This window comes from Streptococcus oralis subsp. dentisani, assembly GCF_002096335.1.
In the GTDB taxonomy this organism is placed as follows: domain Bacteria; phylum Bacillota; class Bacilli; order Lactobacillales; family Streptococcaceae; genus Streptococcus; species Streptococcus oralis_Z.
Genome location: NZ_NCUW01000030.1, coordinates 535511 through 549144 on the forward strand (window position 1 = coordinate 535511; position 13634 = coordinate 549144).

The 13634-nt window shown below is 40.9% G+C and carries 18 protein-coding genes; 1 reads left to right on the top strand and 17 read right to left on the bottom strand.

The genetic code is table 11. The features are described from left to right. Positions 1 to 194: 194 nt before the first annotated feature. From B7709_RS09125 to B7709_RS09200, 16 genes are all read right to left on the bottom strand, one after another. On the bottom strand, positions 195 to 1499 hold the full coding sequence (locus tag B7709_RS09125; protein WP_084972521.1) for an RsmF rRNA methyltransferase first C-terminal domain-containing protein: 1305 nt from the start codon (positions 1497 to 1499) through the stop codon (positions 195 to 197). Beyond that, complete coding sequence (locus B7709_RS09130) at positions 1500 to 2273, bottom strand: inositol monophosphatase family protein (protein WP_084972522.1); 774 nt, start codon at positions 2271 to 2273, stop codon at positions 1500 to 1502. It abuts the gene before it with no gap. After that, positions 2263 to 2541 carry a UPF0223 family protein gene (locus B7709_RS09135; protein WP_001041963.1) on the bottom strand — a complete coding sequence of 93 codons (279 nt, stop codon included), beginning with the start codon at positions 2539 to 2541 and terminating at the stop codon, positions 2263 to 2265. The genes B7709_RS09130 and B7709_RS09135 overlap by 11 nt, the downstream gene beginning before the upstream one ends. Beyond that, complete coding sequence (locus tag B7709_RS09140) at positions 2542 to 2943, bottom strand: Spx/MgsR family RNA polymerase-binding regulatory protein (protein ID WP_000631261.1); 402 nt, start codon at positions 2941 to 2943, stop codon at positions 2542 to 2544. A 197-nt stretch (positions 2944 to 3140) separates the two neighbouring features. Further along, entirely contained in the window at positions 3141 to 3761 is a 621-nt protein-coding gene (locus tag B7709_RS09145; protein ID WP_084972523.1) for a TIGR01906 family membrane protein, read from the bottom strand. Continuing rightward, entirely contained in the window at positions 3751 to 4524 is a 774-nt protein-coding gene (locus tag B7709_RS09150; protein WP_084972524.1) for a TIGR01457 family HAD-type hydrolase, read from the bottom strand. Before B7709_RS09150 ends, B7709_RS09145 begins: the two co-directional genes overlap by 11 nt. Positions 4525 to 4534: 10 nt before the next feature. Continuing rightward, the gene (locus tag B7709_RS09155) at positions 4535 to 5272 is read right to left on the bottom strand and encodes an acyl-[acyl-carrier-protein] thioesterase (RefSeq protein ID WP_084972525.1); all 738 of its coding nucleotides are present in this window, start codon (positions 5270 to 5272) and stop codon (positions 4535 to 4537) included. Positions 5273 to 5276: 4 nt separating this feature from the next. Next, the gene (gene hemW / locus B7709_RS09160; RefSeq protein ID WP_084972526.1) at positions 5277 to 6407 is read right to left on the bottom strand and encodes a radical SAM family heme chaperone HemW; all 1131 of its coding nucleotides are present in this window, start codon (positions 6405 to 6407) and stop codon (positions 5277 to 5279) included. Positions 6408 to 6480: 73 nt separating this feature from the next. After that, entirely contained in the window at positions 6481 to 6879 is a 399-nt protein-coding gene (locus B7709_RS09165; RefSeq protein ID WP_061420694.1) for a YtxH domain-containing protein, read from the bottom strand. Between the two features lie 15 nt (positions 6880 to 6894). Then, positions 6895 to 7278 carry a DUF948 domain-containing protein gene (locus B7709_RS09170; protein ID WP_084972527.1) on the bottom strand — a complete coding sequence of 128 codons (384 nt, stop codon included), beginning with the start codon at positions 7276 to 7278 and terminating at the stop codon, positions 6895 to 6897. Then, a complete protein-coding gene (gene lgt, locus B7709_RS09175) occupies positions 7279 to 8067 on the bottom strand; it encodes a prolipoprotein diacylglyceryl transferase (RefSeq protein WP_084972528.1) in 789 nt (262 codons plus the stop codon). It abuts the gene before it with no gap. Further along, a complete protein-coding gene (gene hprK, locus B7709_RS09180; RefSeq protein ID WP_162279178.1) occupies positions 8060 to 8995 on the bottom strand; it encodes an HPr(Ser) kinase/phosphatase in 936 nt (311 codons plus the stop codon). The genes lgt and hprK overlap by 8 nt, the downstream gene beginning before the upstream one ends. Before the next feature lie 129 nt (positions 8996 to 9124). After that, positions 9125 to 9301, bottom strand: a complete 177-nt coding sequence (rpsU, locus tag B7709_RS09185) for a 30S ribosomal protein S21 (protein ID WP_000048054.1) — start codon at positions 9299 to 9301, stop codon at positions 9125 to 9127. A 156-nt stretch (positions 9302 to 9457) separates the two neighbouring features. Beyond that, positions 9458 to 10081, bottom strand: a complete 624-nt coding sequence (locus B7709_RS09190) for a Type 1 glutamine amidotransferase-like domain-containing protein (RefSeq protein WP_084972529.1) — start codon at positions 10079 to 10081, stop codon at positions 9458 to 9460. Positions 10082 to 10094: 13 nt separating this feature from the next. Then, positions 10095 to 10712, bottom strand: a complete 618-nt coding sequence (locus tag B7709_RS09195; RefSeq protein ID WP_084972530.1) for a class I SAM-dependent methyltransferase — start codon at positions 10710 to 10712, stop codon at positions 10095 to 10097. A gap of 104 nt (positions 10713 to 10816) precedes the next feature. Beyond that, positions 10817 to 11524, bottom strand: a complete 708-nt coding sequence (locus tag B7709_RS09200; RefSeq protein WP_084972531.1) for a glucosamine-6-phosphate deaminase — start codon at positions 11522 to 11524, stop codon at positions 10817 to 10819. Positions 11525 to 11670: 146 nt separating this feature from the next. On the opposite strand from B7709_RS09200, the gene queA reads away from it, so the two are divergent. Next, positions 11671 to 12699 (top strand): tRNA preQ1(34) S-adenosylmethionine ribosyltransferase-isomerase QueA, encoded by a 1029-nt coding sequence (gene queA / locus B7709_RS09205; protein ID WP_084972532.1) that lies wholly within the window; start codon positions 11671 to 11673, stop codon positions 12697 to 12699. Positions 12700 to 12765: 66 nt separating this feature from the next. Here the strand turns inward: queA and B7709_RS09210 are convergent, their stop codons facing one another. Next, complete coding sequence (locus B7709_RS09210) at positions 12766 to 13626, bottom strand: YihY/virulence factor BrkB family protein (RefSeq protein ID WP_084972533.1); 861 nt, start codon at positions 13624 to 13626, stop codon at positions 12766 to 12768. Between the last annotated feature and the right edge of the window lie 8 nt (positions 13627 to 13634).

The following is a 13634-nucleotide window of genomic DNA, read 5'->3' on the forward strand; positions in this document are numbered from 1 at the left end:
ATAATGATGAATGCTCTGATTTCTTTCAGTTCCTATCATGCCAATCAGCGATGATAAGATTTGGCTTACGATTTATAGACTGCAGGTCCCTTGAGGACCAGCAAGTTCATCACATAATATAAGTAAAAATGAAAGACTCTCAGAAAAAACCATACTTCCACTATAACATAGAATAGGCTCTTTGACTAGCTTTTTCACTTGAATCTGAGGCCTTTTGGATAATAATTTTTTAAAACATTTCCAGTAACTTTTGCAAAGCCCAGTCCGTTTCCTTGAACAAGAACTTGATACCAGCCATTTGGTAGACTTTCTGCTAACGGAACTGTCTCCCCAGCCACATATTTTACAAAGTCCTCATCCTTGATTTCTACCCTTTGTTTCACCTGACTTGATTTTAAGGCCAATCCCAGAGCAAAGCTTGGTTCGAAGCGTTTCTTCTTAAAAGTACCCAAATGAAGTCCATTTCTAGCAATTTTAAGTTTCCCTAGATCAGGTAGCATCTCTGGTAAGAGATAGAGTTGGTCGCCAAAAGTTTGTAGAAGGCCAGTTAGTGATATTTTGAGATGTTTTTGGACAAATTCCTGCCATAAAGCTAGTTGTTCGCGACTGAGATTGCTCTTACTGACTTTGAATTTGGGTGTTGGATTTTCTCCCTTGAACTGCAAATGGGCAACAAACTGACCTTCTCCCTTAAAATGGTGAGGGTACATCCGAGCCGTTTCAGGGAGATCAATCCCTGCTACCATGCCATTCACATGCTCGACCGGAAGCAGTTCAAAATCATAAGCATCTAGTAACCAGCGAACGATCTCTTCGTTTTCCTCTGGCGCCCAGGTACAGGTCGAATAAACCAGACGACCACCTTCAGCAAGCATGGTGACTGCATCTTCTAAAATCTCTCTTTGGAGGCTGGCACATTGGCTCGGATAGTCGATGTTCCAATAGTCCATGGCATCTGGTTGTTTACGGAACATCCCTTCACCTGAGCAAGGGGCATCAAGGACAATCACATCAAAATAGCCTTTAAAAACCTTGGCTAGGCGGTCCGCAGACTCATTGGTCACGACTACGTTTGTCGCTCCAAACCGCTCCATATTTTCCACCAAAATTTTAGCTCGTTTGCTTGAAATTTCGTTGGAAACAAGGACTCCCTGATTAGCCAGATAAGCTGCCAATTGAGTGGATTTCCCACCTGGCGCTGCCGCCAAGTCCAAGACCTTCATACCAGGAAGGGGCTGAGCTACCTGGGCTACCATTTGGGCAGCAGGCTCTTGCGAATAAACGAGGCCTGTCACGTGCTCTGGTGACTTCCCTGAAACCTTTCCATAATGCCCCCAAGGTGTATGGGGAATGGCATCCGCAAACGATAGCTGACGTTCTTTTAAGGGATTAACCCGAAAAGCCGAAACTGCTTCTTGTTTAAAAGAGGCAAGAAAATCTCTTGCCTCATCTTCTAGTATCGCTTCATATTTTTCAACAAATCCTTCTGGAAATTGCATTTAATTGTCTTTCCTTTCATAAATATAGGACTGAATCTCTTCTTGCATCTCGCTTGGCACCAACATGACCGGCTGGCGTGTTTGAAAATCAACAGGCTCACCAGAAACTGTAAGAAGACAATAGCCCAGACTTTCCCCTAGGATGCTGGCTGCAGCGTAATCCCATGGTTGCAAGTAGGTGATATAAGTCAGAAGACGTCCTGATAAAACCTTGGCAAAACTGATGGCCGCACTGCCATAGACACGGACTCCCAATGCTGCTCGGCCCAAATCCGCCAAGCCCCACTCATTGCTTTCAAACATACCTGAGTTACCGGCAACTAAAAATTCTTGAAGAGATTTCTTTTTAAAAGTCGGTAAGGGCTCATTATTACGACAAGGAGGAAAGACACCACCACCATGGTAACAATCACCTTTCATGACATCATAGATGATACCAAATTTGCCCACACCATTCTCAAAGTAGGCCAACATAACAGCAAAATCTTCCTGCTGAGCGACAAAGTTATTGGTACCGTCAATGGGATCAATTACCCAAACGAAACCTTGTCCAACTGCCGCACGCAAACAGCCTTCTTCTGCACAAATCAAGTCCTCAGGATAGGAGGACTTGATCCGCTCAACAAGGAGTTCCTGAACTTCCTTATCCAAACGCGTCACCAAGTCGGTAGGTGAAGACTTACGCTCGACCTGCAAATCTTCTTGCATGTGGGCCAAAATGTAATCTGCAGCTTCCTGTACAATCTGTTTGGCAAATTCAAATTTAGTTTCCAAGAGAAATCTTCCCTTCTCTTTTTTCTTTTGCTAATTGAACTGCATGATAGAAGGAATAACCGCTAGCCGTCTCAAATTCGCGACCTAGCCGCTTTTCTTCGCTTTTGCTTGGAACCACAGACTTAAATTTCTTGTAGGAATCTAGCAGTTTTTTTGCTTCTACCTTATCTTCATAGGCAGCTTCAACATCATTAAAAAAAGAAAGCACTGAAGCAAGTTCTTCAGTGCTCCACGACAAATCTAGTGGGTAACTATACTGTTTGTTCATCTATCCAATACCAGCTCTCAATGTTGCTTCTTTCAATTCTTGTTTACGGTAACTACGAGGGAGAAAAGCACGAATCTCATCTTCATTAAAACCGATTTGCATGCGTTTAGTATCTATAATAATTGGGCGACGCAAAAGACTAGGATATTGCTCAATCAACTGAAGCAACTCCGATACCGAAATACTCTCTACATCAATATCCAATTTTTGAAAAATTTTTGAGCGAGTTGAAATGATGTCATCAGTACCATTTTCGGTCAAGGAAAGAATGTGTTGCAATTCTTTTCTTGTTAAAGGACTGGTCATAATATTATGCTCTTGAAAGGGCACCTTATGCGTCTCTAACCAGGCCTTTGCCTTACGACATGATGTACAGCTCGGTGATAAAAATAGTGTAATCATGCTTTTCTCTTCTTTATCTATACTTTGCTATTCTTATTATACAAAAAAATAAAGCGCTTGACTAGCAATTTCTAGAAAAAAGCCTATTTTTTTCTAGAAAAATAGACTGTATGCGAACGAATTACTCAATTCCAATGAAGTTAATTCACTCCTCGTAAGAATTTTTAACTTCATCTCTGTTTTATCAATGCAATACATTAAAGTATTCTACGACTTTTCAAATAAAGAAAACCAAAGAAACTTTCATAGAGTCCAAAGAAGAGAAGGAAAGCATGGAGGAAGAAGGTCTCTGGTAAAATCAGAATCACTGGGTCCTTTGCGGGATCAAAGAGCCAAGTATCATCTCCCACAAAGAGAATCTGATGAAAAAGAGTAAAAAATTGCTCAAAACCAATCAACACTCCTACAAGCCCAATGATCAGAGGCAATAGTACTAGAGTCAGAATACTTTTACGATATAGGGGTAGAAAACCCTTTTTTACAATCTTTTTAACAAAGAAATAGAAACATGGCAGTGTTGCCACAGCCACTAGCTGAACCAAATGAAAGAGATTCTTCACCACCGCAAAGTGGTGCAGGCCTGCCGCTGACGAACGAAAATCTGGCATCTCTAAGACCTGACTAAAGGGATTGGTCAGGTAATTCATCAAGATATGAAAGTTGTACTGAATGGTTTCTGACTTTAGAAAGACACGATCCGTTAAATTCAGCCACTCAATCTCCAAAGGATAGAAAATCCATGCCAGATAAATAGTTAAGAGAATAGAAAGGGAGAGGAGAAAGAGCATACTTCCCCAAAAGGTTAGTTTAGTTTTCATCAAAATCCCACTCCGCAAGGCTAGACACCACATGAGTTGGTGCGATTGGTAGGTCTGCTACTTCTTCTGCCTTGGTAAAACCTGTCGTCACCAAGAGCGTTGGAATGCCATTGTCAATCCCTGCTCGAATATCTGTCAGGTAGTTGTCCCCAACCATGAGCAACTCTTCTCTTTTCAAGCCCAAGTGCTCAACTGCCTTGTCCATAATGATAGCATTTGGTTTCCCGATATAAACTGGTTTCACTCGTGTTGCTACTTCAAGAAGTGTAATTAGTGAACCAGCACCAGGCAAAAGACCACGTTCCGTCGGGATATTGAGGTCAGGGTTGGTTCCGATAAAGTGAGCCCCCTTTTGAATGGCTAGAGTTGCTGTCGCAAATTTTTCATAGTCGACTTGCCAGTCCAGTCCAACTACCACATAGGCAGGATTTTCCTTGTCTTCGACATAACCAGCCGCCTGAATGGCGTCCTTGAGTCCTGCTTCTCCGATGACATAGACTGTCTTTTCCAGTCCCAAGTCATTCATATAGTCGATGGTTGCCAAAGTCGCTGTGTAAACCGTTGATAGAGGTGTGTTGATATTAAAATTCTGAGCCAACATCTCTTGAACGCTCTCAGGAGTACGAGTTGTATTGTTGGTTACAAAGAGATAAGGAATTTCTCGCTTTTGCAACTCATGGACAAAAGCCTCTCCTGCCGGAATTCGGTCTTTCCCCTTGTAAATGGTTCCGTCTAAATCAATTAAATAACCTTTATAAGCCATATCGCCCTTTCTAATTGCCTTCAATTTCTTGCCAAGTAATCATAGCTTGGGCATTGATCTCGCCATCACTGATAATCTCATGCTTGCTTTCTAATCCCTTGAGTTCATAAGCTGAAGCAATCATGCCACCCGGTCGCACTTCTTTGACATATTTGAGATTGATTTTCTTTGGAATATACTTGGTCAAAAAGTCTGCTCCCATGACCTCAAAAATCCAATCCAGATATTTGCTATTATTGACATGACCATTCATATCCAAGTCGTAAAAACGAACATGGTAGTCTTTACTGATTGGATCTTCTAGATTTGCATACTTTGGCCCACGGATGAGTTTTTTATCAAACTCAGACTGGTAAGGCGCAACAATCTCAGGCTCGACTCCATGTACTTTCCGACTATCTCGGTCCATGAGAACAAAGGTTGCCATCATGCGAATGATTTCTTGACCTGCTTCATCATAGATAGTGAAACGGCGATAGCAAAAAAGACGATTGTAAGTCAATGCTTCTGTTTCAATCGTAATCTCCTCAGCAAAGCGAGGCAATCGAACCACGTCAATCTCATAATCCGTGATAATCCAGACCAGATTATATTGTTCTAGCATATCCTTGTCGCTAACTCCCAGTTCAATCGACTGCATACCTGATACTTGCAAGGACAGCAAAATCACATCTGGAAGTTTGATATGGCCATTCATGTCCGCCATATCAAAAGGAATTTTCATTTTCATTTGATAAGTTAAGCCCATCGTTCTACTCCAAAATAAATCGTTCTGCTACAGTGTCTCCTAAAAAGAGACCTCTCTTTGTCATTCGGACACGATCACCATCGATCTGCATAAGACCCTGTTGGGTTAAGTCTTTGACGATTTCTCCATAAATTCCTTCAAAGGAACGTCCGAATTTTTCCTCAAATCGCGCCATAGAAACCCCAGATTTCTTGCGAAGACCTAGGAACATTTCTTCTTCCATCTGTTCCCTTTGACTCAGGTGTTCTTCTGTTATCCGAGCATTTCCTGCCTCTACCGCGTTGAGATAGTGGCGGATTGGACCGTGGTTTTTATAGCGCACCCCGTTCACATAACCTGAAGCACCCGCACCGATACCATAATACTCAGCATTGTCCCAGTACATGAGATTGTGGCGACTTTCAAAGCCAGGCTTAGAGAAATTGGAAATCTCATAATGCTCAAAACCAGCTCGCTCCAGTTCTGCGATGATGTACTCAAACATCTCCGCTTCTAGTTCCTCCTTGGGCAGGGGCAATTTCCCTCGTCTCATGCGGTTCATAAAGACCGTATGGTTTTCCAAAATCAAGCTATAAAGACTCATATGAGGAATATCAAGCGAAATGGCCTTAGCCACATTGTCCTTGACCTGAACCATGGTTTGACCTGGAAGAGCATAGATTAGATCGATGGAGATATTGTCAAAACCAGCCAGTTTCAGGCGGTCGATATTCTCATAAATATCCTTCTCCAAGTGACTACGCCCAATCTTTTTCAGCATTTTATCATCAAAAGTCTGCACTCCTAAGGAAACACGATTGACTGGCGACTGTTTCAAAACCGCAATTTTATCCGCGTCTAAGTCTCCTGGATTGGCTTCAATCGTCAACTCTTCCAAGACAGACAAGTCTAGATTTTTAGTCAAGCCATCCATGAGCACTTCTAATTGCGAAGCGGACAAAGCCGTTGGCGTCCCACCTCCAATGTAGAGGGTTCGCAACTTTTGGATATCATAAGAACGAAACTCTTCTAGCAGATGCTCCAAATAACTATCTACTGGTTGATTCTTAATAAACACCTTTGAAAAGTCACAATAATAACAAATCTGTGTGCAAAAGGGAATATGCACATAGGCTGACGTTGGTTTTTTCTGCATAGTATTTATTATACCACAAAGACTGATTTCCAGATAAAAATCACCATCTCCAAAAACCAGAGATGGTGATACCTTATACTTCAGTAATATCGATGATGATTTCTTCTTGGCCTTCAGCAACGTCTGGAGTTGCTGACTGTTCTTGCCATTGCTCCTTGAGATTGTTAAAGGTTTCCTTCGATGCTTCCGTCGCTTGTCGAGCACAGTTTTTAGCTTGGTCAAGGACACTATCAAAAGTGATTTCACCAGATTCTACTTGCTCCTTTGTTTTCAATACAAAGTCAGTTGCCTGTTCCTTCACTTCAGTTAGTTTCTCACAAACCTGCTCTCTAGCATATTCTGGATCTTCTCTCAAATCATCTAGAAAATCCTGAGCTTGACTACAAACTTGCTTGCCCTTGTCACTGGTTAAGAACAAGGCAAGAGCTGCACCTGAAACCGTTCCTAAAAGGATAGAGGATAGTTTTCCCATAAGATTTCTCCTTTTTTATTTTTTGAAAATTTTACTTGCGAAACGAAGAGCTGACAAGCCTGCACCTGTTTTAATGGTCTTTGAACCAGCAGATGAAGCTTTCTTGCTCAAGACACGCGCTTGGCTATTGAGGTCAGATACTGACTCAGACAAGTCCGCCACAGCTGTAAAGAGTGGGTCGATCGTCGCAACCTTAACATTGATATCATCTACTAAGACATTAACTTTTACCAACAATTCATTGGTATGATGTAAGGTAACATCTACATCTGAAGACAAGGTTTTGATGGTTTTCTCCGTCTCATCAATCATTCGACCTGCTTTTTGAATGGTAATCGTCAGATAGACTAAACAAACGATCAAAGCAATCGCAACAAGAATATAAGCAACTTCTAACATTTAGTTTTCCTCCTCAGTTTGATAGAAAGGGGCTTTCTTTCGATTTTGATAAAGTATGATGTAAACACCTAGTCCAATGAGGACAACTGATAACCATTGGGATACCCGCAGTCCAAAGAACATAAGGCTATCTGTTCGCATTCCTTCGATGATCATACGACCAAAACCATACCAAATCAAGTAGAAAGCAGTGATATGACCACGTCTGATTCCCTTCAATTTTCTTCTAAAAATCAGAATCAAAGCAAATCCAACCAGATTCCAAACCGACTCGTAAAGGAAGGTCGGCTGACGGTAGCTACCGTCAATGTACATCTGATCACGAATGAAGCCTGGCAAATAATCCAGACTATCTACTGCTGCACCGTAGGCTTCTTGGTTAAAAAAGTTCCCCCAGCGACCCAAACTTTGGGCAATCATGACACTCGGTGCTGCTATGTCTAAGAAATCCCAAGTATTGATCAGCTTTCTATCTGCAAAGATATAAAGGACAATAGCTCCTGCTATCAAACCTCCATAAATGGCCAAACCACCATTCCAGATGGCGATGATTTCACCTGGATTTTGCAGATAGTAATCTAAGCGAAAGAGTACATAGTATAATCTAGCACCTAAAATAGCTACCGGAAAAGCAATCAGGATAAAATCCAAAATATCATCTGACAGGATTTTCTTTTTAGGAGCTTCTTTCATGGCAAGATAAACTGCCAAGACCAAGCCTGCCACAATACACAAAGCATACCAACGAATAGCAAAGGGACCAATTTCAAATGCGACTGGATTAATCATCTTTCACCTCATTTTGAGCGATTAGATTTGTCAAGCGTTCTTCAAATAAACGCGTCGCATCAAAGCCCATTTCCTTAGCGCGATAGTTCATAGCTGCTGCCTCAATAACAACTGAGATATTGCGTCCTGTTTTTACTGGGATACGAATACGTGGAATAGTCACACCAGAAACTTCTAATTCTTCGGCATTGTTTCCTAGACGATCAAAAGTCTTTTGGGTATCGTAATTTTCCAAATAGACTGCCAGCTGAACTTGTGAAGAATCTTTTACAGCGCTTGCTCCGTAGAGACTCATCACATCGATAATCCCCACTCCACGAATCTCAAGCAAATGCTTCAAAATTTCAGCGGGCTCTCCCCAAAGGGTCATTTCATCCTTAGCAAAGATATCCACACGGTCATCTGCTACCAAACGGTGTCCGCGTTTCACAAGCTCGAGACCCGTCTCACTCTTACCGATACCACTATCCCCTTGGATCAAGACACCCATGCCATAAATGTCCATCAAGACACCATGTACACTAGTCCGTTCAGCTAAACGGGAATCAAGGTAGCTAGATAACTCTCCCGACAAGCGACTAGTGGCTGTACGACTGGTTAAAATGGCAATCTTACATTCCCTAGCAGCTCTCAACATCTCCTCTGGAATCACCAAACCACGCGCAACAATGACCGCTGGCGTTTTCGGTTGAAACATCTTGGTCAAGACTTTATAACGGTTGTGAGAAGACATAGCGACCAGATAAGACCACTCCTTCATCCCCAACAGTTGAAGTCGCTCTGGAGTATAGTAATCAAAATAGCCTGTCATTTCAAGACCTGGTCGAGAAATGTCCGCTGTGTTGATTTCTTTTTCAAGCAATTCGCCCTCGCCGTATACAATGTCTAGTCTGAGTTTTTCAATGACTTCTCTTACTAAAACTGACATAATTTCCTCCTTCAATCGAGTTCTCCCTACTATTATATCAAATTGTAGTTGGAAGTTTCCTTTTTTTGCAAGATTTACAGTATTTATTTAAAAGAAAAAGACTAGACAAGTCTAGCCTTTCATTTCTAATTAGAATTTTTTACGTTTACGAGCTGCTTCTGATTTACGTTTACGTTTTACAGAAGGTTTTTCATAGAATTCACGTTTGCGTGTTTCTTGAAGAGTACCAGCTTTAGTAACCGCACGTTTGAAACGACGAAGTGCATCGTCAAGAGATTCATTCTTACGTACTACTGTTTTAGACATTTTTTTCACTCCCTTCAAGTTCAAGATTTATTCCATTTTACACGCAAAATGAATATTTGTCAAGGGAAAACTGCCATAAACTTATATTATCTTCCCTTTTCTTTTTAAAAGGGACAACGTATTAGAATAGATGTCATAATAGCGAAAAAAATTATTTTAATCCTGTTCAGAAACAACTTTTATTTCTTTATCATTTACAATAACAGCTTGTGAATTGTTCATTCGCATTAAGTCGAGCTGATTTTTATAGGTTTCAAAGGTCTTCTTGCTACTATCAGTAAAAGGCTCCTCACCATAATGTGGAAGGATGTAAAACTCCACTTCATCCAATCCCGTTGTATCCGATAACTCTTTCGCTACCGTCTTGTCGTCCATGAGCTTATTGTAGTCAATATCCTTGGCGGTAATGATAGCCCCTGCTGATTCTCCCACATAGATCAGCCCATCTCTTATTTGTTCTTTGATAAGAGATAGGAGTTGTTTTTTCTTTAATTCTTGTAATAAATAAAATGTATTCCCGCCAGAGATATAAAGAATTTTGCTTTGGAAAATCTTTGCCTGTGCAGTTTCTCGATCACAAGAAGCGATATCTAAAACCTCTATCTCAAATCCTAAATCTTTGAATGTTTGCTGAGCCTCATCGATATAGGCAGTATAATCCTCTTTGTTCCCAGCGGTAGGAATAAATAAAACCTTGTTTTCTAGATTCTTTTCCTTTCCATAATCGCTAAAAAGATTTTTAACTCCAGCAAAGTATGAACATAAAAATAACTGTTTCATGATTGTACCTCCATTAATTTTTAACAATTTTATAAAGGATCCATGATCCCTTTCTTTGACTAGTTACGAGCTCAAACCCTACTGATAACAAGAATCGTCTAAATGCTTCTTCGCTTTGAACCTTTGGTAAAAAGTAAGACAACTTGTTATATTCACAAGCCAGTAAGAGCATCCCGTCTGATTTGAGTATTCTTCGAAGTTCCATAAAAGAAGCCTCTAGATCCTGCCAATGAAAATGTGTTTGAAAAGCTGTAATCAAATCAAAACTTTCATCAGAAAAGCCTGTCTCCCTAACGTCTCTTCGTTCAAAATTTAGATTAGTTATCTCTACCTGTTTGGCTTGAGCTATTGCAGTATCTGAAATATCGATTCCAGTTATGGTACTTTGCGGAAAAGTTTCTTTCAGCAAGATGGTTGAACGACCATTCCCAACTCCTACATCTAAGATTACAGGGTAAAATGTTCTATCCAGATGACGAATTGCCCATACAAACATGGGGAGATAGGCTCGATTCCACAATTTCATCATTCGTTTTCCTAGAAAGCCTGAAGGATTCTTTGATTGCTGAATTAAGCGACTAAACAGAAACATTAAAAGTAAAAAACAAATAAAACCGATTATATAAATCAAAGTTTGGGCCTCCCCGTATAGCTATATTATACCACTTTAGCAGGATAGTGAATATTTGAAGTAAAAAGCCACTCACTCCAAAGAGCAAGTGGTTCGTGTAATTTTTATTTTTCAAGCAGACTGAGCGCTTCTGCATCAGCGATAATGGTCACATCAGGGTGGTTTTGTAGACTGCTTGCTGGGAGATTCTCAGTCACTGGGCCTGATACTGTGCCAGCAATGGCCTCTGCTTTAGACTCACCGTAAGCAAAGAGAATAATTGACTTAGCATCCAAGATATTTTTAATTCCCATTGAAATGGCTTGAGTTGGAACATCTTCAATCTTGTCAAAGAAGCGAGCATTGGCTTCGATTGTAGACTGGTCAAGCTCTACTAGATGCGTTTGACTGTCAAATGGAGTACCAGGCTCATTAAATCCAATATGTCCATTGCGACCGATTCCCAAGATTTGCAGATCAACTGGATGGTCAGCCAAAATTTGGTTGTAACGTTCTACCTCAGCTTCAGCATTATCCTTAACACCACGTGGCAAGAAGCTTTCCTTAAATGGTTTTTGGTTGAACAAGTTTTCCTGCATGAAGTAACGGTAAGATTGTGGGCTGTCTCCATCAAGTCCTACATACTCATCAAGGTTGACACTGGTTAGATTTGAAAAATCAAGGTCGCTCTTAACGATTTCCTTGTAAAATTCAAGCGGGCTGCTTCCTGTCGCAAGTCCTAATGTTTGAGCGCCATTGGCCAATTTTTCCTTCAAAATCTCAAAAGCTACTTTTCCACCTTCGACTTGATTTTCAACTTTAATAACTTTCATTTTATATCCTCCATATTTCTATATTCATTATATGGTATAGACCAATTTTTGTCAAGTGAAAACGATTTAATTTCTAAAAAAAGAGCGTCCTAACTTGAAACGTGTTATAATGGATAAGATTAGAACTTAGAAAGACTGATGAAAAAATGAATACAGCTGATTTTGATTTCCATTTGCCTGAGGAGTTGATTGCCCAAACTCCGCTTGAAAAACGAGATGCTTCTAAACTCCTCATCGTCAACCGTGAGACGGGAGAATTTCAGGATAAACACTTCCACTCTATTATTGATATGTTGGAACCAGGTGATGCCCTTGTCATGAACGACACCCGTGTTCTCCCAGCCCGCCTCTATGGTCAAAAGGAAGAAACGGGAGGTCATGTGGAACTTCTCCTTCTAAAAAACACTGCTGGTGATGAGTGGGAAGTTCTAGCGAAACCTGCCAAACGCCTCAAGGTCGGTACTCGCGTCAGTTTTGGAGATGGTCGTCTCAGCGCTGTCGTTACGGAAGAATTGACCCACGGGGGCCGCATTGTCCGCTTTGAATACCAAGGAATTTTCCTAGAAGTTTTGGAAAGTCTAGGTGAAATGCCATTACCGCCTTATATCCATGAAAAACTAGATGATCGCGAGCGCTATCAAACGGTCTACGCTAAAGAAAGTGGCTCTGCTGCTGCACCCACTGCTGGCCTTCACTTTACCAAAGAACTGCTAGCAGAAATTCAAGCCAAGGGTGTCCATTTAGTTTATTTGACCCTCCACGTTGGCTTAGGAACCTTTAGACCCGTTTCTGTTGACAATCTGGACGAACACGAAATGCACTCAGAGTTCTACCAGCTTTCTGAGGAAGCAGCTACCACCCTTCGCTCTGTTAAGGAAAATGGTGGTCGTGTCATCGCTGTTGGAACCACTTCTATCCGCACACTGGAAACCATCGGTTCCAAGTTTGATGGGCAAATCCAAGCAGATTCTGGCTGGACCAATATCTTTATCAAGCCAGGCTACGACTGGAAGGTTGTGGATGCTTTTTCAACCAACTTCCACCTACCCAAGTCAACTCTTGTTATGCTAGTTTCTGCCTTTGCCGGTCGTGACTTAGTCCTAGATGCCTATCACCATGCCATCCAAGAACACTACCGCTTCTTCAGTTTTGGAGATGCCATGTTTATCTGTTAATTTTCACAATCAAAAAAAGCGCATATTATCAAGTTTGATAGTATGCGTTTTGTAATGGATAAAGAATTAGTCTTTTTTAAAGGTTGGATCTTTTAAGCTCTGCACACTGGCATTGATAACTGCCCCGATAATCAAAATTTTAGCAATGAGAATAAACCAGAACATCATGACTACCACGATAATGGAACTGAAAAATCGGACGTCAACTAGATGATTGACATAACTATTGACATAAACAGAAAAGATATTCAATAAAAAGATAAGAGTTAGCAAGACAAAGACACTTCCTGGTAAAACATAGCGGATTCGTGGTGCTTTTACTTTGGGAAGAAAATAGTAAATCATGACTAGAATGGCAAAGATCAAGGCATAGACCAGAGGGCCTGTAAAATCTTGCAGGTAGGAGAGTAGCGGACTATCTGATTGCCAGTAAGTTTTGAAAAGGTTAAGCAACATACGACCAAACATACTCAAAAACAAGGCTAGGGCAAAAAGAATCTGCAGGCCGAAACTAACAAGTAAACTCATCAACTGATGGGAGATAATTCCTCGACTCTTGGTCACTCCATAAGCTTTGTTAAAGGCCTTTTGGAGGAAATCCATTGATTTTGAGAAGGTCCATAGAGCTGACAAAACTGCAAAGCTCAATAAGCCTGTTGAGGGTTGAGTCAGAACTTCTCGGACAATCTTGGCGACCACATCATACACTGTATCAGGTAGAAATTCTTTAATCGTTAGTAAGAAATTTGAGACCGGAATCTGAAAATAAGGCAAGATATTGACCATTATCATTATCAAAGGAAAGATTGAAATCAACCAATAGTAAGCAACCGCAACACTGGTTAACTCACTATCAGATGCTTGATAATAATACAAAAAAGCTTTCAATATGGGCCGTTCCATCAGCTCTTTCCACCACTTTTTCATGTTCCATC

What these genes read in the sequence shown, in the direction of transcription:
- B7709_RS09125 (WP_084972521.1), bottom strand. Translation starts at nt 1,499, where the DNA reads ATGCAATTTCCAGAAGGATTTGTTGAAAAATATGAAGCGATACTAGAA.
- B7709_RS09135 (WP_001041963.1), bottom strand. Translation starts at nt 2,541, where the DNA reads ATGAACAAACAGTATAGTTACCCACTAGATTTGTCGTGGAGCACTGAA.
- B7709_RS09140 (WP_000631261.1), bottom strand. Translation starts at nt 2,943, where the DNA reads ATGATTACACTATTTTTATCACCGAGCTGTACATCATGTCGTAAGGCA.
- B7709_RS09145 (WP_084972523.1), bottom strand. Translation starts at nt 3,761, where the DNA reads ATGAAAACTAAACTAACCTTTTGGGGAAGTATGCTCTTTCTCCTCTCC.
- B7709_RS09150 (WP_084972524.1), bottom strand. Translation starts at nt 4,524, where the DNA reads ATGGCTTATAAAGGTTATTTAATTGATTTAGACGGAACCATTTACAAG.
- B7709_RS09155 (WP_084972525.1), bottom strand. Translation starts at nt 5,272, where the DNA reads ATGGGCTTAACTTATCAAATGAAAATGAAAATTCCTTTTGATATGGCG.
- hemW (WP_084972526.1), bottom strand. Translation starts at nt 6,407, where the DNA reads ATGCAGAAAAAACCAACGTCAGCCTATGTGCATATTCCCTTTTGCACA.
- B7709_RS09165 (WP_061420694.1), bottom strand. Translation starts at nt 6,879, where the DNA reads ATGGGAAAACTATCCTCTATCCTTTTAGGAACGGTTTCAGGTGCAGCT.
- B7709_RS09170 (WP_084972527.1), bottom strand. Translation starts at nt 7,278, where the DNA reads ATGTTAGAAGTTGCTTATATTCTTGTTGCGATTGCTTTGATCGTTTGT.
- lgt (WP_084972528.1), bottom strand. Translation starts at nt 8,067, where the DNA reads ATGATTAATCCAGTCGCATTTGAAATTGGTCCCTTTGCTATTCGTTGG.
- hprK (WP_162279178.1), bottom strand. Translation starts at nt 8,995, where the DNA reads ATGTCAGTTTTAGTAAGAGAAGTCATTGAAAAACTCAGACTAGACATT.
- rpsU (WP_000048054.1), bottom strand. Translation starts at nt 9,301, where the DNA reads ATGTCTAAAACAGTAGTACGTAAGAATGAATCTCTTGACGATGCACTT.
- B7709_RS09190 (WP_084972529.1), bottom strand. Translation starts at nt 10,081, where the DNA reads ATGAAACAGTTATTTTTATGTTCATACTTTGCTGGAGTTAAAAATCTT.
- B7709_RS09200 (WP_084972531.1), bottom strand. Translation starts at nt 11,524, where the DNA reads ATGAAAGTTATTAAAGTTGAAAATCAAGTCGAAGGTGGAAAAGTAGCT.
- queA (WP_084972532.1), top strand. Translation starts at nt 11,671, where the DNA reads ATGAATACAGCTGATTTTGATTTCCATTTGCCTGAGGAGTTGATTGCC.
- B7709_RS09210 (WP_084972533.1), bottom strand. Translation starts at nt 13,626, where the DNA reads ATGAAAAAGTGGTGGAAAGAGCTGATGGAACGGCCCATATTGAAAGCT.